The 19,063-nt window shown below is 69.4% G+C and carries 19 protein-coding genes; 7 read left to right on the forward strand and 12 right to left on the reverse strand.

The features are described from left to right. Positions 1–109 precede the first annotated feature (109 nt). The 7 genes from ABZ192_RS00760 to ABZ192_RS00790 all read right to left on the reverse strand — a co-directional run bounded on the left by ABZ192_RS00760 (position 110) and on the right by ABZ192_RS00790 (position 6,434). The gene (locus ABZ192_RS00760) at positions 110–1,153 is read right to left on the reverse strand and encodes a serine hydrolase domain-containing protein (protein WP_356922371.1); all 1,044 of its coding nucleotides are present in this window, start codon (positions 1,151–1,153) and stop codon (positions 110–112) included. Positions 1,154–1,246: 93 nt separating this feature from the next. Further along, positions 1,247–2,368 (reverse strand): glycosyltransferase family 4 protein, encoded by a 1,122-nt coding sequence (locus tag ABZ192_RS00765; protein ID WP_356922372.1) that lies wholly within the window; start codon positions 2,366–2,368, stop codon positions 1,247–1,249. Beyond that, positions 2,365–2,901 carry a deoxycytidine triphosphate deaminase gene (locus ABZ192_RS00770; protein ID WP_356922373.1) on the reverse strand — a complete coding sequence of 179 codons (537 nt, stop codon included), beginning with the start codon at positions 2,899–2,901 and terminating at the stop codon, positions 2,365–2,367. Before ABZ192_RS00770 ends, ABZ192_RS00765 begins: the two co-directional genes overlap by 4 nt. Then, positions 2,898–3,437, reverse strand: a complete 540-nt coding sequence (gene dcd / locus ABZ192_RS00775; RefSeq protein ID WP_356922374.1) for a dCTP deaminase — start codon at positions 3,435–3,437, stop codon at positions 2,898–2,900. Before dcd ends, ABZ192_RS00770 begins: the two co-directional genes overlap by 4 nt. Further along, positions 3,434–4,675, reverse strand: a complete 1,242-nt coding sequence (locus ABZ192_RS00780) for a metallophosphoesterase (protein ID WP_356922375.1) — start codon at positions 4,673–4,675, stop codon at positions 3,434–3,436. Before ABZ192_RS00780 ends, dcd begins: the two co-directional genes overlap by 4 nt. Continuing rightward, a complete protein-coding gene (locus tag ABZ192_RS00785) occupies positions 4,672–5,952 on the reverse strand; it encodes a UDP-N-acetylglucosamine 1-carboxyvinyltransferase (protein WP_356922610.1) in 1,281 nt (426 codons plus the stop codon). Before ABZ192_RS00785 ends, ABZ192_RS00780 begins: the two co-directional genes overlap by 4 nt. Before the next feature lie 41 nt (positions 5,953–5,993). Beyond that, on the reverse strand, positions 5,994–6,434 hold the full coding sequence (locus tag ABZ192_RS00790) for an ATP-binding protein (RefSeq protein WP_356922376.1): 441 nt from the start codon (positions 6,432–6,434) through the stop codon (positions 5,994–5,996). Between the two features lie 176 nt (positions 6,435–6,610). On the opposite strand from ABZ192_RS00790, the gene ABZ192_RS00795 reads away from it, so the two are divergent. Together ABZ192_RS00795 and ABZ192_RS00800 are read left to right on the forward strand one after the other, a co-directional pair. Beyond that, positions 6,611–7,882 (forward strand): helix-turn-helix transcriptional regulator, encoded by a 1,272-nt coding sequence (locus tag ABZ192_RS00795; RefSeq protein ID WP_356922377.1) that lies wholly within the window; start codon positions 6,611–6,613, stop codon positions 7,880–7,882. Next, complete coding sequence (locus ABZ192_RS00800; protein WP_356922378.1) at positions 7,879–8,424, forward strand: flavoprotein; 546 nt, start codon at positions 7,879–7,881, stop codon at positions 8,422–8,424. The genes ABZ192_RS00795 and ABZ192_RS00800 overlap by 4 nt, the downstream gene beginning before the upstream one ends. On the opposite strand, the gene ABZ192_RS00805 is transcribed toward ABZ192_RS00800, so the two are convergent. From ABZ192_RS00805 to ABZ192_RS00825, 5 genes are all read right to left on the reverse strand, one after another. Further along, positions 8,425–10,110 carry a mobilization protein gene (locus ABZ192_RS00805; protein WP_356922379.1) on the reverse strand — a complete coding sequence of 562 codons (1,686 nt, stop codon included), beginning with the start codon at positions 10,108–10,110 and terminating at the stop codon, positions 8,425–8,427. Then, positions 10,107–10,757: a MobC family plasmid mobilization relaxosome protein gene (locus ABZ192_RS00810; RefSeq protein ID WP_356922380.1), complete on the reverse strand. Its 651-nt coding sequence runs from the start codon at positions 10,755–10,757 to the stop codon at positions 10,107–10,109. The genes ABZ192_RS00805 and ABZ192_RS00810 overlap by 4 nt, the downstream gene beginning before the upstream one ends. 32 nt (positions 10,758–10,789) lie before the next feature. After that, the gene (locus ABZ192_RS00815; RefSeq protein WP_356922381.1) at positions 10,790–12,130 is read right to left on the reverse strand and encodes a hypothetical protein; all 1,341 of its coding nucleotides are present in this window, start codon (positions 12,128–12,130) and stop codon (positions 10,790–10,792) included. Between the two features lie 91 nt (positions 12,131–12,221). Further along, positions 12,222–12,920 carry an ATP-binding protein gene (locus ABZ192_RS00820; protein ID WP_356922611.1) on the reverse strand — a complete coding sequence of 233 codons (699 nt, stop codon included), beginning with the start codon at positions 12,918–12,920 and terminating at the stop codon, positions 12,222–12,224. Continuing rightward, on the reverse strand, positions 12,917–13,849 hold the full coding sequence (locus tag ABZ192_RS00825) for a hypothetical protein (RefSeq protein WP_356922382.1): 933 nt from the start codon (positions 13,847–13,849) through the stop codon (positions 12,917–12,919). Before ABZ192_RS00825 ends, ABZ192_RS00820 begins: the two co-directional genes overlap by 4 nt. 512 nt (positions 13,850–14,361) lie before the next feature. Between ABZ192_RS00825 and ABZ192_RS00830 the strand changes: the two genes are divergently transcribed. The 5 genes from ABZ192_RS00830 to ABZ192_RS00850 all read left to right on the forward strand — a co-directional run bounded on the left by ABZ192_RS00830 (position 14,362) and on the right by ABZ192_RS00850 (position 18,789). Beyond that, positions 14,362–14,616, forward strand: coding sequence for a helix-turn-helix transcriptional regulator (locus ABZ192_RS00830; protein WP_356922383.1), 255 nt, complete (start codon positions 14,362–14,364; stop codon positions 14,614–14,616). A gap of 132 nt (positions 14,617–14,748) precedes the next feature. Continuing rightward, positions 14,749–14,961, forward strand: a complete 213-nt coding sequence (locus ABZ192_RS00835; protein ID WP_242709562.1) for a helix-turn-helix domain-containing protein — start codon at positions 14,749–14,751, stop codon at positions 14,959–14,961. Next, positions 14,961–16,112 carry a site-specific integrase gene (locus tag ABZ192_RS00840; RefSeq protein ID WP_356922384.1) on the forward strand — a complete coding sequence of 384 codons (1,152 nt, stop codon included), beginning with the start codon at positions 14,961–14,963 and terminating at the stop codon, positions 16,110–16,112. Before ABZ192_RS00835 ends, ABZ192_RS00840 begins: the two co-directional genes overlap by 1 nt. A gap of 143 nt (positions 16,113–16,255) precedes the next feature. Then, complete coding sequence (locus ABZ192_RS00845; protein WP_356922385.1) at positions 16,256–18,313, forward strand: GNAT family N-acetyltransferase; 2,058 nt, start codon at positions 16,256–16,258, stop codon at positions 18,311–18,313. Then, on the forward strand, positions 18,310–18,789 hold the full coding sequence (locus tag ABZ192_RS00850) for an ASCH domain-containing protein (RefSeq protein ID WP_356922386.1): 480 nt from the start codon (positions 18,310–18,312) through the stop codon (positions 18,787–18,789). Before ABZ192_RS00845 ends, ABZ192_RS00850 begins: the two co-directional genes overlap by 4 nt. Positions 18,790–19,063 lie beyond the last annotated feature (274 nt).

Consider the following 19,063-nt stretch of genomic DNA (forward strand, 5'->3'; position numbering starts at 1 on the left):
TGCGCTGGTAGTGCGGCCGTGATGCGTTGCTTCAGAGGTCCGCGGGTGCCGGTGCTGCCGAACAAGTGCCGCACCAGCCGCAGGTGACCTGGGGAAGTCACCCGGTTTCCTACCTGAAGGCGAGTCCCCGCAAGGCGTTGCGGACATCGGTCAGTGGTCCACGGTCGCGGGTGTAGTACAGCTTGTTGGTCAGAAGTACCGCCCATCGGTCCTTGGTGGGCGAGATCCACATGCCTGTGCCGGTGAAGCCGTAATGGACCCACACGTCCTGCTCGGCGGTAGTGCCTGGGGCGGGATGCCAGAACAGCCCGCGTGCGGGGTGGAGTTCGCCGGTCTGGATGGTCAGGGAGTAAGCGGTCCACTTGGTCCCGAAGCCGGCCCGAGTGCGGGATGTGGAGGCGTCGAGCATGTAGCGCAGGAAGGCGACGAGGTCGTCGAGGACGGTGAAGACGCCGGCGATGCCGCAGACGCCGCCCAGGAGGCGTGCGGAGAAGTCGTGGGCAGTTCCCTTGAGGTGGGCGTCGGTTTCCTGGTCGAGTTCGGTCGGCGCACAGCGGGCAGCGATCTCGTCGGGCAGAGGGCCGAAACGGGTGGAGTTCATGCCCAGTGGGTGCCAGGTGCGGGTGGCGGCCAGCTGGTCCAATGGCTGGCTGGAGAGGTGTTCGGCGAGGTAGCCGAGGATGAGGGCGGCCCGGTCGGTGTACTCGACCGCTTGGCCGGGGGGCCGGTGGAGTGGCTCGTGGAGAACGCCGCTGCGGATGTCCTCCGCATTGGTGCCGTAGAGGTTCTTCAGCTGGGCCCGCAGTGGGACGCCGGCCGTGTGCGTCAGCAGCTGCCGGGTGGTTACGGCGCCGAGCGGGTGGCCGGTGACCTCGGGCCAGATGGTTCCGAGTGGCTGGTCGAGGTCGAGGGTGCCGTCTTCCCACAGGGCGCCGATGGACGACCACACGGCGAGGATCTTGGTGAGGCTGGCGGCGTCGAAGACGGTGTCGGTGCGCATCGGCACGTCCGGCTGGTCGGGGTCGAGGACGCCGGTGGTGCCTTGTGCGCGGATACCAGTGGAGTCGCCGACGGCCCACACGGCGCCGGGGTACACCTTGTCGCGGACGCCCTCTTCCAGTAGGGCTTCGATGCGGTCGCTGTCGTACGTCATGGTCTCCCTGTTCGCCGGGGCATCCCGCCGGTCAGCGTAGTGAGGTTCGTGCAGTGGGTCGGGTAGTGACGTGTCGGGCCGTCGGAATGAGGTTCAGGCGAGTTGGCGGCCGAGGTCGGTCAGGGAGCGTGCGGTTGCCGAGAGCGGATAGCGTGCCGCGTTTGCGTAGCCTGCCTGCCGTAGAGCGGACAGCAGGCCGGAGGATGTGCGTAGCCGGTCGAGGTCACGGGCCAGGGCCGCGGAGTTCCTGAAGTCGGTGGCCACGCCGGAGGCGGCGAGGGTTTCGCTGAGGCCGGGTACGGGCTGGTACAGGACGGGCAGTCCGCAGGCTTGGGCCTCCAGCGCGACCAGGCCCATGGCCTCCAGGGTGGTGGACGGCATGACCAGCGCGTCGTGTTCGGTGAACGCTCTCCACAGCTGTGGACGGCGGAGCCAGCCGAGGTAGCGGGCCTTCACGCCGACCCGTTGCAAGAGCGGAGCCAGGACATGAAATTGGGCTCGGGGCGCGGCGATGCTGAGCTCGATGCCTGGGACTCGGGACAGGCTCTTGACCAGGGCCTCGACGCCCTTCTCGGCGGTCAGCCGTCCCGCGTAGAGCAGTCGCAAGTGGCTGGAGGCTGCTCGGGCTGGCCGGGTGGGCGGATCGGTGAGCAGGTGGTCGGGGATGCCCCAGGGGATGTGGGCGATCTTTCTGCGGTCGAGCTGTGGGGCGAGCTTGAGGAGGTGGTCGGCCATCGCACCGGTGGGCACCACGATGGCGTCAGCGGCTCGGGCGGACTCGCGCAGGACTTGTAGTTGGTCGCGGTGTGCCTCGGCGAAGATCAGGTCTGTGCCGTGGACCAGGGCGATGCGGGGATGCGAGGGCAGGGCCCGGATCAGGGCGGGAGTGGCGCCGAAGGCGAGGTGCTGTAGGTGCAGGACGCCGATCTGGGCGGGGTCGATCGCGATCGCGAGGGTCTTGCGCAGGGCTGCGACGTAGCGGCCGAAGGCGGGGCCCTCCAGGCACTTCCCGGCCACGGTCAGTAGGTCGAGTCCGGTGGGGAGGCGGTGTCTTGGAGTGGACGGACCGAGCATGAACGCGCGGGCTGGGACGAGGGGCTGGTCGCCGGTGTAGAGGTCGAGGAAGAGTTCGACGCTTCCACCGGGGCTTCCTGCCGGCAGGTCCAGGCAGGTGGCGGCCAGCGGCCCAGCGGTGTGCTGCGCGACTGGGTTCACGAGGCGCCTCCCTGCATCTCCTCGTAGAGCCGGGAGATGTCGATGCCGTTGCTGGCTGCGTACTTGGCGCACTGCTGCTGGTAGCTGACCGGGGCGCCGAAGGCTGTGAGGAAGACGAGCTTGCCGAAAGTCATGCCCGGGTAGATGCGGACGGGCTTGGCCGCACGGATTTCCAGGGTCCAGCGGATGGCATGGCCTTGGTGGCCGAGCGGGGCGGAGACGTGGACCCAGATGCCGAGCGCGCCGATGGTGCGGTCGCCGTTGAGGAGCTGTGCGTATGTCTCCGAGCTTGTCTGCTCCAGCGTGACGCCGAGGTAGAGCACTCCGGGCTTCAGCGCCAGGCCCGTGGCGGGAATGGTCTGTTCGGTGAACTCGGTGGGAGCGGCGGCGTCCAGGTCACCGGTGCAGACGCGGATCGTGTCGCCGAGTCGCCAGTCGTAGGCGTTCGGGGAGAGGCGGGCCGGGTCGTACGGGTGAATCGTGATCTCGCCGGTCTGGATGGCAGCGTTGATTGCGGGGCCGGTGAGGATCACGAGGCCACCGCCTTGATGCGAGCCGTGTCCCGCCAGTACCTCGACGGCTGCGGGCCGGCGGCGGCCTGGTACTTGCCGCGGTAGGGGTCGATGTCGCCGGTGGAGACGAAGAACATGATCTGCCCGATTCTCATGCCCGCGTACACCCGCAACGGGCGGGTCGGGGTGAGCATCAGCGTCCACTGGCCGTGAAAGCCGATGTCTCCGATCGGAGCGGTGATCTCGACGAATAGGCCGAGCCGCCCGATGGACGAGCGACCGAAGAGCAACGGGACGAAAGTGTCGGAGCCGACCTCTTCGAGGGTGTGGCCGAGGTACAGCTCGCCGGGCTGGAGGACCTCGCCCTCCGGGGCGATGGTGATGTCGCGGGTGGGGTTGGGGCGGTGGGCGTCTAGTACCTCGGAGGTGTAGACGATCAGGGTTGATCCGAGGCGCACGTTGTAGCTGTTGGGGTTGACCTGCTCGGCGGAGAAGGGGGTGATGCGGAGGCGGCCGTCGTGTGCGGCTGCGGTGATCTCGGGACCGGTGAGAATCATCGCTTGTCTCCAGGGGCGGTGTCGGGACGCGGCGTTGTGAGCACGTGCTGGACTGCCTGGTCGAGTCGCAGGCCCGCCTCGTGGGTGCGCCGGCCGAGGTAGTTCTCGGCGACGTAGTCGGTCGTCAGGACTGTGGTGATGCCGTCGGGCAGGGGATCCGGCATGGTGACGAGAGGACCGGTCTGTTCCACGAGCTGGGCGAGGAGGTCCTGTGGAGCGTTGCGGTACCTGTCTGGGATCTGGGCGTGGACCAGCTGGTTGCCGAAGGGCTCGATGGCGAGCAGGTCGCCCCGTGTGAGCGTGCTGCCGAGGGGCACGGGGCGGAGCGCGGTCTCGTTGAGGATGACCGCGTCGGCGCCGAGTCCGGTGTGCAGCCGCGAGGCAACATCGGTGAGTAAACGGTTCCGGTCTGGTACTTGATCGCAGTACGCCTCGCTGACGGGACCGATGGCATCGGCCAGCGCTCTGCGCATGCGGCCGAGCTGCCGTGTGACCTTGACGAGTCTTTTCGGAGTGGTGCTCGAGCTGTGCTCCGGGAAGTCGGCGATGCGCGCGGCCCAGCCGGTGCCGACCGGCTCGGCTAGGGCGTATCCGGCGGCGAGTTCTCGGCCTTTGAGGACGAGGGTGTCTCCGACATGGACAGGGCCGTACTGGTCGCTGTGGCAGTGGCCCGCGAAGATCAGGTCGAGGAAGGGGCAGGCGGTGGCCAGCTTGAGGTCCTCGTCGAAGCCGGAGTGGCTGAGCAGGATCCAGTCGTCCACTTCGTGGTGGTGGGCGAGCATGATCGCGCGCAGGGCCTGGACGGGGTCGGTGACGCTGTGACCGGTTCGCTGCCCGGCGGGGATGCCGTTGAACGCCTGCTGCCCGATGACCGCGGTGATGCCGACGCGCCGGCCACCGACGCGCGCGGTGCGTACACGGCGGAAGAGTGCGTCACCGGTGTCGGCGTCGACCGCATTGGCGCAGATGGTGAGCTGGTGGAGTCCGGGTTCGAAGTGGTGGTGCCAGCCATGGTTCCCGGGTGCCAGAACGTCGTAGAGCTTGAGCAGGACCTCGCGCTCGATGGCACCGTGGGCGAGGCGGTAGTAGCCGCTGCCTTCGAAGAAGTCACCGCAGTCCACGATGAGCGAGGTCTCGCCGAGGGTGTTGAGGTGGGTCAGGAAGGGCACGGCGTTGTCGAAGGTGGAGTGGACATCCGTGGTGGCCACGACCTGGCGCAGAGCGCGGAGAGTGGTCATGGGGTGACCTCGCAGATGTCCGCGCCCAGCGCGCGGAGCTTGCCGGGCAGGTCGGCGTGACCGCGGCGGAGCTGGTCGAGGCCACCGAGGGTGGTGACACCGCGGGCGGTGAGGCCGGCGACCATGAGTGCGGAACCGGTGCGGATGTCGGCGGCCTCCACGCCTGTCCCGGTCAGCCGCTGGGGTCCGGTGAGACGGCACTCAGTGGGGGAGATCTCCTCGATATCGGCTCCGAGACGGGCCAGTTGAGGCAGCAGATTGCCGTGGCGGCCAGGATTGATCGCGTCGGCGAACAGGTGGTTGCCGGGCAGGCCGAGGGCGAGTGCCATGAGCGGAGGTTCGAAGTCGGCGTCCAGGCCGCCGGGGCTGAGGGAGGCGATGGCCCGCAGAGGACGACCGGTCATCCTCGCATCCTGGGCGCGGATGGCGAGGGCTTCGGTCTCACTGCTGACGGGGATCCCCAGCCGTCGCAGGGCCCCGACCAGCGGCCCCATGTCCTTGCTTCGGACTCCCTCGATACGTGCGTCACCCCCGGTGGCGGCAACCGCGCAGGCCAGTGTCCCCGCTTCGACCTTGTCTCCGGGCACCGCCCAGACGGCGTCGGCCGACTCCGAGGACGGTGGTGACAGAGTCAGGAGGTGCTCGCTCGTCCGGGCTTCCCAGCCCACTGCGCTCAGGGCGTCGAGTACGCACAGAACTTCCGGCGAGAGGTTGGGTTCGCCCAGCCGTAGCGTTCGTCCGGCCGTGACGGCCCGGAGCACGGCCGCCACGGTCGCCCCTCGCGAGCGGAACGGCAGCATCAGGGAGACGGTGGCCGTATCGGGAGCGACTGCCTCGACGCGGTACGCGGAATCGTCCACGGCGGTGCGGTCTCCGAATGCCTGGTACACCTTGAAGTGCAGTTCCATCCCGCGCGCACCGATCCGGCAACCTCCCGGCCACGGCAGCCGCGCTTCCCCGTGCCGTGCGAGCAGGGCCGGCACCAGGTAGTAGGAGGCGCGGATCTGGGCGGCCTGGGCCAGTACGGGAACCGTGCACCGGCTCTCCGTCGGAAGGATCACCGCAGTGCTCGGCTCTCCGACGGGCTGCGCGACGTGCCAGCCGGCCTGCTGCAGCAGCGCGAGCATGATCTGGACGTCCGTGTTGGCCGGCACATTGCCCAGCCGCACAGGGCGGCCAAGTGCCGCCGCGGCGGCCAGCAGCGGGAGGGCGGCGTTCTTGGACCCATCGACGGTGACGATGCCGGTGAGCGGTGGTCCCGGTCGTACGGCGATCACCTCGGCCGCCCTGAGCGGGGTGGAGACGGTGTCTGCCACGATCAACTCCTCTGGAGGGGAAGGGAGACTGCGGTTTCCCGATCTGAGCGGGTGGTCAGGTCGATCTCGGCCCAGCACCGTTTGCCTGTGGGTGTCGGCTTGGCGCCGTATCGGTCGGTCAGAGCGGTGACGAGGAACAGTCCGCGGCCGTCCTCGCTGTGGTCGTCCGGGAGGCGGGGCCGCGGCAGCACCGGGCTGGAGTCCCAGACCTCGATGCGCAGAGCGGCATCGATGAGCCGCACAGCCATCGAAACGTGGTCGGTGTCTGCGTGCTGGACGGCGTTGGCCAGCAGTTCGCTGATCACCAGCCCGGCGGTGTGCAGCACATCGCCGTTCAGCTCCTCCGCCTTCCAGCCCGCCATCGCGTCTGCGGCCTCGTGCCGGGCGGCGGATACCGCAGCAGGTGTGGCGGACAGCGAGAGAGTGAGCTGGTGCGCTTCCATGAGCGGCCTCCTGGATCGGTGCGGCTACTCCACGCAACCGCTCCAGGGGCAAGCGGGGCCACGCCGTGTGCTGGGGCTGCATCACTTATGCAGGAGCTGCATCGCGGCCAATCACTGCTCGGTTACGCTCGGTTGAGCAGGCAGGATCGGCGACGGCAGGAGGGGCCGTGGCACAGATGGCCGATGCACTGAGTGAAGCGAGACGGATCGGCGAAGTGATCCGTCAGGCACGCGTGTTACAGCGGCGCTCGCAGAAGGACGTTGCCGCCGCCCTGGGGTATCACCAGTCGAAAGTGAGCCGCCTGGAGAGCGGCAGGGGCACGGAGGACGTTCGCGTGCTGCGCGAAATCGCGGAGGTGCTGGAGATTCCGCCGCGACGTCTCGGCCTCGCCGCCCCTTCTGATGCCAGCCCAGCCGAGCCCGGAACAGAGGACATGCACCGCCGTACTTTCCTCGCCGTGAGCGCTGCCGCCCTCGCGGCCCCACCGTCGTCCACCGCAGCACACCACGAGCTGGTCCGGGTCCTGCTGCCCGGCACGAGTCCTGGGGCCACCGGCCAAGCCCTGGGCATCGACGAGCTACGGGACCGGACACGGGCTGTACGCCGGATGTTCCACATGTGCAACTACGCGGAACTGGAGCAGACCCTGCCGGGCCTGATCGCTGACCTGCGCCAGGCCGCCGGCGGCTCATCCGGCTCGGCGGAGGCATCTGGGCTGCTCGCGACCGCCTACCAGACGTCCGTGAGCCTGCTGCTGAAGCGAGCCGATCAGGGCAACGCCTGGCTTGCGGCCGGCCGGGCCATGGCCGAGGCGGAACGGTCCGGGGACCCTGTCGTCCTCGCCGCGAGTGTTCGCGTGCACGCTCACGTCCTCGTACGGGAGAAGCACACCGCCCAGGCCGTGAACATCATCCGCCACACCGCCGACCAGCTCACCGGCTCCTATGACCAGCGCCCGCCCCGATACCTGGCAGCAGTCGGACTGTTGTTGCTCCGCGGGGCGACCGCAGCCAGCAGAAACGGCGACCGCGACACCACCCAGGACTTCCTCACCGAGGCCAAGGAGGTAGCTCGCCATGTCGCCTTTGACCGGCCGGACGCATGGGCGAACTTCAGCCCCACCAACGTCGCCTTGCATGAGGTCAGCGCGGCAGTCTCCTTCGGCGATGCCGGCATCGCCCTGCACACCGCACGGCCCCTCATGCGGCGACACATCCCCGTCCCAGAGCGCCGGGCCGCGCTCTGGGTGGATACCGCCCGCGCCTACAGTCAGCAGGGCAGGCTCGTCGACGGCTACCAGGCCTTGCGCATCGCCGAGAGCTGCGCGGCACAGGACATCCGCCGCCCGGCCGTACGCGAACTGGTCGCCGACATGGCAGCCCGCGACCACCGCCGGGCACTGCCCGAGCTGCACCACTTCAGCCGCCAACTGGGAGTTCCCGCGTGAGTGATCAGCCCGACAAGCCGTTCCTCCAGATCGTGGTCTGTGCGGCTGGGGTCGCCGCCGACGTCGGTCGGCTGATCACCGCAGCACAGGAGCGGCACTGGGAGGTCGGCGTCATCACCACTCCACAGGGACTCGGCTTCATTGACGTGGAGACGGTCGAGGCCCAGACCGACCGCCCCGTCCGCTCGGCCTGGCGATCACCGGGTGAGCCACGCCCGACCCGGCCTGCGAATGCGATCGCGGTCGCCCCGGCCAGCTTCAACACCGTCAACAAGTGGGCCGCCGGCATCTCCGACAACCTCGCCCTGGGCATCCTGTGCGAGGCACCCGCCATGGGCATCCCGGTCGCCGTGCTGCCGTACCTGAACTCCGCCCAGGCCGCCCACCCCGCATACCGCCAGAGCCTGGAACGGCTGCGCGAGATGGGCGTCCTGATCGGCTCGTACGAACCTCACCGGCCGAAGGCCGGCGGCGGCGCCGACCGCTACCGCTGGGAAGAAGCGCTGGAGCTGCTTGCGCCCAGGCTCGCTGCGCGGCCGTGATCAACGCCGCCGTGCTTGCGGGGCTGCTGGGGCAGCCGTTTCCGCAGACACCGGCGCGTTGGGCCGTTGCGCCGCGCTCCGAGCCTGCGCTGCACGGGCACCTTCGCTGACCGCCGCCCTTGCGCTCAGGCGCTGGATGCGCCAGGTCAGCACCCGTGCGAGGCGGCGGGCATCGGCCAGGGGACGCTGGTGGGCGGCCTGTTCGAGGAGCCGCTCGGGGTCGTGGCCGGCGGCCTCGGCGTCGGTGAGCACGGTGGCGAGTGCGTCGAAGGACGGGTCGTCCAGGACCTGCTGCGCATGGTCGGGTACTACCTGACGTATGCGGCGGATGTGCCGGTCCACTGTCTGCTGGGACGGTCGGCGCTGGGCCAGTGCGACCAGCGGCGCGGCTGCTGCCTGCTCATATGCAGCTTGAAGGTATACCAGGGTCTGGTGGGCGGCGGCGACCTGCTGGTCGTGGTGGCGGAGCTGGTGCCAGCGGGCCGCGGCCATGACGACGAAGATCGCGGCGTCGAGGAACATCGCCAGGACGGCGCCGTCCTTGGGGGCGGGCTCGCGGACCATGGCCCGCACGGCGCTGCGCAGGGCGCGGGCGTGGTGGTGTTCGGCCTGGATGCGGGAACGGGTGGCGCGCTCGAACGCGGTCGCTGCCTCGCGGAGCTGGGAGTGGATGGGGGCCGACGCGAGGAGGGGCAGGGCGTCGAGGGCTTCGCCGAAGGCGGCGAGGTGGGCCTGGGAGGCTTCGTCATCGCCCTGGTCGAGGCGGTGGGGGATGCGATCGGTGGCAGCGGTGGCCTGGTGCCAGGGGTTGGGCCGGCGCAGGCCCGGTTTGCCGGTGGGCTGCGGGTCTACGGCCTTCAGGCGTTCCTGGATCTTGTGGAAGGACAGGTCCGGAGCGAGTTTGGAGCCCGAGTACCAGACAGCGCCGTTCACCTCGTCTTCGAGAGCGACCTTGTAGCCACGGACGTCGCCGGAGGGGAAGTACACGACCTCGACGAGCACGCCGTCGATGTGGTTGAGCAGGTGGACGAACTCCTCGATGCTGGAGGTGGCGGCCACGGCGGTGCGCACAGTGCTGCGCAGGCGTTCGCGAGGGGTCTTGTCCTGGCCGGCGCGGCGGGCCTTCTCCTGCTCGGCGCGAGTGGGCCGCTTGGCGGCGGTGCGGTCCCCGCGTACGACTTGGAGCAGGCCGTATTCCTTCTCGATGGCGGCGAGTTCGCGGTCGGCGGTGAGGTAGTCGTTCCAGTGACGGGCGGTGCGCAGGTCCGCGCGGACCTTGGTGGCGGCGATGTGGATGTGGTCGGGGGCGTGGCGGACGGCGACCCAACGGCAGCCGTCCGGGTCGCCGTCGGGCGCGATGCCGGTGGCGGCGACGACGCGGCGGGCGATGTCGGCCCACTCCTCGTCGCTGAGGATGCGGTCTTCGGGGGCGACGCGGATCGAGCAGTGCCACACGTGTTTCTCGGGGGCGCGGCCGAGCCGCCGGGCCTGCTTGACGTGCAGGTCGAGGTCGGCGACTAGGAGCTTCCTGGCGGCGTGGAAGTCGTCGGTGCGGCCGGGGTCGGGGGCGAAGCCGTCCCAGGAGGCGACCAGATGCGGGTCGGTGTGGTCCTTGGCCTTCTTTGTGTCGAAGAGGTAGCGGATCAGGCCGGCGGTGTCCTTGCCGCTGCTGATCTTCGCGATCACCTGGCCACCGTCTTGGTAACGGCCTCGTTCGCGGCTGTGGCGATGTGACGGACGGTGGCGCCGACCGCGGTCAGCGTCTGCTCGGCCTGGGCCAGGACGGCGTTATCCCCAGGGTGCGCATGACCGCCGGAGTTGAGCTTCTTGGCGATCTGGTTGATGTTGTGGCCGATCTTGGCGACCTGCTGGCGCAGGGCGGTCAGCTCGTCGATGTAGTCGTCGAGCGGCGTGCGCTGGCCGGGCAGGGCAAGGTCGCCGTGGACGTGGGCCATGACGACGGCACCGACATAGTGTGCGCCGGCGATGTTCAGCGACTGCGCCATGCGCAGGATGTCCTTCTTCTCAGCAACGCTGTAGCGGGCGTCGACTCGCTCCTTGCGCTGGCCGTTCGGGTCGGGCTTGCGGCGTCGGGCGACACGGTGCAGCACGGCGGCTTCGGCAGCACGCGGCAGCGGCGGGTGCGCGGCGCTGCCGGCGGTCTGTTCCCCTTCGGGCACCCCCTGGTGCCCGATGGCCGCCGCCACCCCCGGGGCGGAGGCTTCCGCATTGGAGCCGTCCTTGGACGGTCCAGCGGCATACCTTGCTCCCGCTGAGGCTGCGGTGGTCGCCCCCTTTTGGCCGGTGGGAAGTTCGTGTTTCGAGTCGTGCATTGAGCGATCTTTCCTGGGTGTTGGTGAGGGGCTCAGGCGGGGCGGCTGGCGCGAACGGCCTTGAGTTCGGCCTTGATGGCGCGGACGACCTCGCCGGCTGTGTCGCTGGCGACGCTGTAGCCGTCCTCGCGCACGGTGTCCTCCAACAGGTCACGGGAGAGACGTCCGGTCTCGCGATGGAGGCGGTGGGCGTAGTCGGTGAGGACGTCCCGTGTCGCGCGTGGTTTGGGACCTGGGCGCTTTCGTTTCGCCCGTGTGGAGTTGCCCGGATCGATATCCAGTGGCTCCTTGCCCGGTGTCGGCTCCGATCTCGTGGCGGCGCGGGCGGGCTGTTGCGGGCGGTTTTCGGGCGATGAGCGGGCAGCCCGGTCGGCGGCGCCATCGCCCGTTTCCTTGGCGGGCGGGTGGCCAGGATGCGGATGCTCTGCCCGCCTTGACGCTGTGGTGCGCGGGCGGGCAGGGGCGGAGCCGCCGGTCGTGCCCCCGGTGGGGGCGGGCCAGCGCGGGGGCAGGGCGACGGTGGCCAGTGCGAGGGCTTGTTGGCGGGTGGCGAGTTTGCGCAGCAGCAGCTCGTCCTGGTGTTCGTCGCGGTCGACGTCGGCTTGCTCCAGCGCTTGGTGGAGGCGGCGGGTGAGGCGGCGGAATCGCCGCTTGGTGCGCTGGGCGGGCGTCATGGCTTCTGCCCGGAGGATCAGGGTGACGGCTTGGTCGAGGGCGCGCTCGCGGATAATCCGGGCGGCGTCCGCGTCCCGGTCTGCGATGCCGAGTCGTGCCAGAAGCCGCTCACGCGTCTGTCGGGCGAGGACGGCTGCCAGGCTGCGGGAGTCGGCGTGCGGGGCGTGGTATCGCAACTCGATGCCCATGGCCAGGTGCCAGAGCATGGCTGCCATGACCGGGCCGACGAAGGCCCGTACGGTCCCACCGATCGGTCCTGATTCGGCGTAGGCGGGCAGGATCTGGACGGCGGTGATGACCCAGGTGAGGGTGCCGGGCAGGCCGGGCGCCTGTTTCGGGCCGTTGAGGTTCTGCCGGGCGAGCAGGGCGGTGGCGAACAGGGCGAGTTCAGCTGCGGCGAACATCGCGGCGCGCTCGATGGTGCTGCCCATGTCCAGGTAGTCAGCGGCGAACCGCCAGCTGGTGTCCGCGCTGTAGGCGGTGCAGCCGATCGCGGCGACGGCGGCAACCCAGACCGCGGCGGTTCCTCGTCGCTGCCCCACGCTGGGCTTCCGGAGACGTCGGCGGAGTGGCCGCGTAGCGGCCAGGACGAGGATGAGCATGAGGAGCAGGGCTGCGGCAGCCGTGGGCGCAGTGATCCAGCGCAACAGGGCGTCTGTGCCTTGGGCGCTGGTGAGCGTGGTGTTGCCAGGTGTCATGCAGTGGCTCTCCTAGCGGCCCGCGCGGTCGAGGGCAGGCTGGGCGCGGGTGGGTGATGCAAGGGGGGAGGTGGGGTGGTGCGCGGGCCGGTCAGGCGGTGGGCGCAGTGCGGCGTCGGTCGGGGCCGGTGAGGATGACGCGTTCGGTCATCTCGGCGAGGCGGGAGGCGACGCGGTCTCCGAGCGTGGTGCGCAGCTCGGCGGTGGGGAGGTTGGTGGTGATCAGGGTGGGGAACAGGTGCTCGTACCGGTGGTTGATGAGCCGGTAGGTGAGCTCCTCGGTCCACTCGCTGGTCTTGGCCGCGCCGAGGTCGTCCAGGAGCAGCAGCGGGCTGCGGGCCAGCGTCTGCAGGTCCCGTTCGCTGTCGTGGCCGGCACGGGGGCGGAGCCTGGCGTGGAGGTCGGCGGTGGTGGTGGCTTCCCAGCGCAGGCGGACGCCTCGGGTGAGGAGCGCGCGGACGGCGCCGTACGCCTGGTACGTCTTGCCGGTGCCGGTGGGGCCGGCGATCAGCAGCGACGGTCCTTCGGCGATGCCCGGGCCGCCGGGGCCGGGGCGTCCGGCGCGGGCGATCTGGTCGGCCCATGCGGTGACCTGCGGGTGGTCGGCCAGGGCGCGGCGGTAGCGGGCAGGGATCCGGGCGTCCGCGAGCTCCAGCGCGGTGACGGGCTCGGCGTGCCGCTCTTCAGCGGCAGCGGCGGCGGGGTCGATACCGCGGCGGGCCAGGATGCCGTCGAGCCGGTCGGCGAGCGGGCCGACCCGGTGGGGCTCCCGGGCGAGGGTGGCGGTCAGAGGTCACCTCCGAAGGCCGCTTCGACATCCGTGGGGTTTGTCCACGCCCTGTGGACAACCGGCGCGGCGGGGGTCGCGTTCATGGCCTCGTGCACGAGGCTCGGCAGGGTGCTGGGGTGCAGCCCCTTGGCGCGATGGCGTTCGAGTCCGGCGCGGATGTGCGCGGGGGCGATGCCCTCGTCGAGCAGCTTGCGCACCTCCCGGCTGAGATGGCCCAGGACGTCCTTGGGCGGCCGGTGTGGGCAGGCGGCGGCGTACTCGGCGATGAGCTGCTGGGCCGAGACGGTGTCAGGTGCGGGGGCGCTTGCGCCCCCCGAAGGGGTATTTCCTAGATCCATGATCCTAGGTCCTAGATCCGTACGGTGAGGCGTCACTGCTCCCGCACCAAGTCCTCCCCGCCTCCTCCCGGAAGGCTCAGTAAAACCGGCCTGACCTGCGGTTTCGTCATCGGCGCCGGGGCTCACTGCGGGCTCGCGCACTTCGCCGGAGCATTCACGCACGGTTCCGTGAGGCGGCGGTGCGGTCTCCGTGACGCTGGCGCCCGCAGTCGGCGCGGCGAGGCTTGGTGTGGTGCCGGCCGGCGCGTCGTGGTGGGGGCAGGCGGGGAGGCGGCTCTTGCTGGGCCGGTTGATCTTCTGATGCCGGTGCCAGGTGACGATGTGCAGGTATCGCTTGTCGTCCGGCCCCCTGTATCGGCAGATCAGCCCGGCGTCGGCGAGCTGGGCGAGGTCGGTCTCGACGTCCGACGGTCCGTGATCCGGGCGTAGAACCCACAGCTGTCCGGCGATGATCGCGGCGTGGTCGCGGTGACGGCCCTGGTCGTCGGCCTGGGTGAGCAGGCCGAAGAAGGTGCGCTCGGCGGTCAGGGAGACGGTGGCGAGGGACTCGGAGACGAAGGCTTCGGGCTTGATGGTGCGGATTCGTGCCAAGAGGGCGGTCCTCACTCGGTGGCCGGTGGGCGGGCATCCCACGGCTCACCATCGATCGTGGCGGTACGGGCGTCAGGGGTGGGGGAGTTGGCCGGTCGGCGGCGCAGGCGCGCTGATGGCCGCTCGCGCTTTCCGGGGGTGTCGTCAACATAGCCACACCCAGGTCGCGCAAGTCCAGCCCGATCCCGCGCAATCTCTCACGGCAGAAAGGCTGCCGAAAAAACTGGCGGTGGAGGGCGGTGCCAAAACTGTAGGTCACGATCGCCGGTTACCGAAATAGTTGTCCTGGACGCCGAGCCAGAAGCATCACATCGAGAAGCCGTTGACGGCCTGCCGACGGGGAAGCTACAACACAACACCCCACGTCAGAACACCCTCAGCGTGCTGATCGACATCCGGACCGCAGCCCTTCCCGACCACCAGGAACCGCGTCGCCGGCGAACCGCGCGAGCGGAACATAGACCACGATCGCCGGTTAACCAAACCGGCGAATGGACGCTACAAATGGAGCCATGCCCGCCCGCTCATTGGAAATCGGACCCGCAGGAATACGGATGGCCCGCAGTATCGAAATGCTCCGTACCGAACGTGGCTTGTCGCAACGCCAGCTCGCCGCCCGCGTGACCGCGCTCGGCCACCCGATGTCCAACACCATGCTGTCTCGCATCGAACGCGCCCAGCGCCGATGCGACGTCGACGACCTCGTCGTGATCGCCGAGGCACTCCACGTCTCAGCCTCCATGCTGCTGCGCGGCTGGCCTGCCTGAACTGCCCGGCCACACCGAGGCTCGTCTCTTCCAACCCGCACCTGAGTGAGGACCCACCGCCCTTGCACCGACCCTCAATACCCCCTGCCCTTCCCCGTGCCCAGCGCTCCGCCGCGAAGGAGGTGATCGTGAATGGCTGACCGCCTCCTGACAGTGGCCGAGGCGGGCGAAATGCTCGGCACCGGCGAGCGCTTCGTCCGCCGCCTCATCGCCGAACGCCGCATCCGCTACGTCAAGCTCGGCCGCCCTGTCCGCATCCCCGAGAGCGCGGTCGCCGAGTACGTCGACGCACGCACCGTCGAGCCGGTCCGCCGCACCCGTGCCCGCTACGGGAAGGCGGCCTGATGGCGGGACGCAAGTCGCAGCGGCGGCGCGAGTTCGGCACGGTACGCAAGCTCGCCTCAGGCCGATGGCAGGCCCGCTACGTCGGACCGGACGGCCAGCGGTACAAGGCGCCGGAGACGTTCGAGACCAAGTCCGACGCCCAGGACTGGCTCAACCTCACCCGCGCCGACATCGAGCGCAACCACTGGCGCGACCCGGACGCCGGTGCGGTCAGCTTTGAGAAGTACGCGCTGCGTTGGATGGGGGAGCGCGGCCTGGCCCCGACCACAGTCGATCGCTACGACGGCCTGCTGCGCCTGCACCTTCTGCCCACCTTCGGAGGCAAGGACCTGGACGAGATCACCCCGCCCTCCGTCCGCACATGGCGAGCCGAGCGGCTGAAGGCGACCGGCGCCACCACGGTCGCCAAGTCGTACCGCCTGCTGAAGGCCATCCTGCAGACGGCGGTCGACGACGACCTCCTGCGCAGCAACCCCTGCCGCATCAAGGGCGCAGGTAAGGAGGAGGCCGACGAACGCCCCACCGCCACCATCGAGCAGGTCTTCGACCTCGCCGACGCCATGGGCCCGCGCTGGCGGCTGATGGTCCTGCTCGGCGCCTTCGCCTCCCTCCGCCCCGAGGAACTGGCCGAACTGCGCCGTCACAGTGTCGATCTTGACGAATGCTCGTTGCGTGTCACGCACGCTTCCCCCGAGCTGACGAACGGCAGGCGGGTCACCGGCGACCCCAAGTCCCGCGCGGGCAAACGCACCGTGTACCTGCCCGACTTCTTGCTCCCGGAGTTGCGTCGCCACCTCCAGTGGTTCGCCGAGAAGGAGCCGGACGGCCTCCTCTTCGTCGGGGAGAAGGGTGCCCCCTTCCGCCGCTCGACCTTCGGCCGCAAGTGGCGTAGGGCGAGGACCAAGGTCGGCATGCCGGACAACTTCCGCTTCTACGACCTCCGCCACACCGGCAACACCCTCGCCGCCGACACGGGCGCCAAGCTGAAGGACCTCATGGTCCGCGCCGGCCAGTCCTCGGAGCGAGCCCAGCTGATCTATCAGCACTCGACGGTGAAGCACCAGCGAAGGCTGGCTCAGGGCATCGACGCCGAGGTGCGGCAGCAACTGCGCGGGGCAGCTGAGGAGGGAAGGCCGGCCGCAGAAGCGTGACGCCGCGGTGGCCATACGGCCCCTGCAGCACCGTGCGCCCCTCGTGCCCCCTTGAGGGACGGCCTGCGTTGAGATCAGCTTTCCCTGTATGTACTGACAGGGGAGTTGAGGCTGGTCTCGGCCGGCCTGCCGGAGGGGGAGCAGTGGCGATCAAGTTGTTGTCGGTTGGGCCTGCGCGGAACGAACTGATTGACAAGGCCATCGCGCTGGGCGATCGCTACACCAAGACGCTGGGGCTCTTGACGCCTCCCGCGTACCGCCAGGCGGCGGAGGACGGTGGACTTCTGGTCGCCGTTGAAGCGGACGAGGTGATCGGCTACGCGTTGTTCGGGCTCCCGAAGAGGAGCGCGCACATACGCCTGGCCCACCTGTGTGTAGCGGAGGAGCAGCGCGGAAGGGGCATCGCTCGGCTGCTGGTAGAGGCGATCAAGGAGAAGTATCCGCAACGGCTCGGTATCAAGGCCAAGTGCCGACGGGACTACAACCTCAGCGATATGTGGACGAGTCTGGGCTTCGTCCCGAACGGCGAGGTACGAGGACGCGGCCGGGATGGAGAGATCCTCGACGGATGGTGGCTGGACCTAGGGCACCCGGACCTCTTCACGGAGGTGGAGAGCGACGCCCTGCTGGTGGTGACGGTCGACCATGGGGTGTTCGCCGATCTGCGCGGGCTCACCGACACAGCCGACGCAGAGCAATCGCGCGCGTTGGAAGCGGGCTGGATGACGGATCTCGTCGAGCTCGCCTACACACCCCAACTGGTCCACGACATCCGTGACATCACCGACACCGCCGAGCGCCAGCACCAGAGGGCGGCGCTTCACGGACTACGCCGGCTCGCCCCCGATCCCGCGGCCGTGGCCGAACGAACGGCTGAACTGGTCAGCGGGGCCGCGGAGTCGCTCCCGGACCTGCCTGCCAACGGGGCACTTCGACGGTGCGCGCGGTACGTGGCCGAGACATCGTGCGCCGGCCTTCAAGTGCTGGCCACACGGAGCCCGCTCCTGTCCCGTCTGGCCGACGTGGCGTGGGAGGTCGCCAGGGTTCGCGTCGTATCGCCCTCAACCGTGACGCTGCATGTGGACGAGCTGCGGCAGGCCCAGGTGTACCGTCCGGCCGACCTGATGGGGACGGACTTCCGGTCGACCGAGGTGTCGCCGGGCGCAGAGGATGAGCTGATCGCGTTCTTCAACCAGTCAGGCGGCGACGATGGTTCGGCCTTCGCCGAGCGCCTGCGGTCCCTGCACGCGGACACGGTCGTATGGCGCCGCGAGCTACTGCGGGACGGCGAGGGCCACCCCGTCGCCCTCTACGCGTGGGCGCTGGACGGGCGGACACTGATCGTCCCCGTTCTCCGCACCGCCGACCACGCGCTGGAAGAGACCCTGGCCCGGCAACTCCTCTTCTTGCTCAAGCGCCTCGGACGCGAGTGTGGCGCAGAGATCATACGGATCACCGATCCCCATCCCTCCGCGGTCGCCAAGGCCGCCGCCGGGGACGACGGCTTCTTCGAGCACGACGGCAGACTCGTCGCCCTGCTGGTGAACGTGTGCGGACCGGCAGCCGAGGTGGAAGCCGTGGCAGGCGGACTTGCTCGCGAGCTGACCGTGGAGACAGCTGTCCTGCATGCCGGGATGCCCGCCGAGGTGGCCGCCCTGGTGGAACGCGCCTGGTGGCCGGCGAAGGTCATCGACTCGGAGCTGCCGTCCTTCCTGGTGCCGATCAAGCCGCGTTGGTCCACCGAACTGTTCAACGTCCCGGCCATGCTCCTGCCGCGCAGCCATGTCCTGGGCATCAGTAGGGAGCACGTCTACTACCGTTCCTCGGGGCATCGAGGCGAGAGCGTTCCCGCCCGCCTTCTCTGGTACGTCAGCGAGGGCGCTGCCGGCGTGGACGGCCAGATGGTGGTGGGTAGTTCGCGACTCGACGAGGTGCTCGTCGACACTCCGGATACCCTCTTCTCGAAATTCGAACACCTGGGCGTATATGGTCGGACCGAGGTACAAGGAGCCGCTGATGCCTCCGGCCGCGCCATGGCGCTGAGGTTCTCGGACACCGAGATCTTCCCCAGGCCGGTGACGCTGCGGCGATTGACCTCCTTGGCCAAGGAGCTGGGACTACCGTTGTCGCTGATCTCGCTGTCGAAGATCAGCAACGAGCTGTTCCAGGCGGTCTACAAAGAGGGGCACCGAAAGACGTGAACGATCCGGAACGCGCGATGCTGCTGTCCGTCCACCCGCGCTTCGCCACCGCGATCCTGGCTGGCAGCAAGACGGTGGAGGTCCGCCGCCAGCGCGTCGCCGTTCCTCCTGGAACCCCGGTTCTGCTGTACGCGACCGCGCCCACCATGGCCCTGGTGGGCATGGCGCGCATCGCCGCAGTCCACGTCGCCTCCCCGAAGGAGGTCTGGTCTGCCCACCGCGCGCAAACAGGCATCACCCGGCGCGAGTACGACGCTTACATGAGTGGCGCCACCCAGGCGAGCGGCCTCACGCTCGAAGCTCCGGTGCCGTTCGACGAGCCGGTGTCACTCAGCGCGTTGCGTGCGACGGGGACCTTTCACCCGCCGCAGAGCTACCGCTACATGAAGAGCGATGACCTGCGGCAGGTGGCAGAAGCGGGGCCGGTGGTCGTCACGGCCCTTCGCGAAGCGCTGGGTGACTTGGTGCCTGCCTAGGCGACCACTCCCTCGCTGCCGACTGTAACGGGCCTCGCCGGAGCGCCGGCACTCGGGCATTCCGCTTGGCCGCAACCGTGGCTCTGAGGGACCGTCAACCCCCTGTGCCGGTGCTGGTGGGATCATCCACTGTGCGGCGTTCCCGCTCACCGGCAGACTTCCTGCCCGATGGCTGGTGGAGTCCCGTGCCGTTTCAGTGGCAGGCCGACCGGATGGGGTCATTGCAGGCACATGAAGCACCCTGAGGAACACGACGCTGATGCGCAATCTGGGC

Origin of the sequence: Streptomyces sp. NPDC006235 (genome assembly GCF_040613735.1) — a bacterium.
In the GTDB taxonomy this organism is placed as follows: Bacteria; Actinomycetota; Actinomycetes; order Streptomycetales; family Streptomycetaceae; genus Streptomyces.

Coding starts and splice junctions, on each gene's coding strand:
- ABZ192_RS00760 (WP_356922371.1), bottom strand. CDS start 1,153: ATGACGTACGACAGCGACCGCATCGAAGCCCTACTGGAAGAGGGCGTC.
- dcd (WP_356922374.1), bottom strand. CDS start 3,437: ATGATTCTCACCGGTCCCGAGATCACCGCAGCCGCACACGACGGCCGC.
- ABZ192_RS00780 (WP_356922375.1), bottom strand. CDS start 4,675: ATGACCACTCTCCGCGCTCTGCGCCAGGTCGTGGCCACCACGGATGTC.
- ABZ192_RS00790 (WP_356922376.1), bottom strand. CDS start 6,434: ATGGAAGCGCACCAGCTCACTCTCTCGCTGTCCGCCACACCTGCTGCG.
- ABZ192_RS00795 (WP_356922377.1), top strand. CDS start 6,611: ATGGCCGATGCACTGAGTGAAGCGAGACGGATCGGCGAAGTGATCCGT.
- ABZ192_RS00810 (WP_356922380.1), bottom strand. CDS start 10,757: ATGCACGACTCGAAACACGAACTTCCCACCGGCCAAAAGGGGGCGACC.
- ABZ192_RS00815 (WP_356922381.1), bottom strand. CDS start 12,130: ATGACACCTGGCAACACCACGCTCACCAGCGCCCAAGGCACAGACGCC.
- ABZ192_RS00830 (WP_356922383.1), top strand. CDS start 14,362: ATGCCCGCCCGCTCATTGGAAATCGGACCCGCAGGAATACGGATGGCC.
- ABZ192_RS00835 (WP_242709562.1), top strand. CDS start 14,749: ATGGCTGACCGCCTCCTGACAGTGGCCGAGGCGGGCGAAATGCTCGGC.
- ABZ192_RS00840 (WP_356922384.1), top strand. CDS start 14,961: ATGGCGGGACGCAAGTCGCAGCGGCGGCGCGAGTTCGGCACGGTACGC.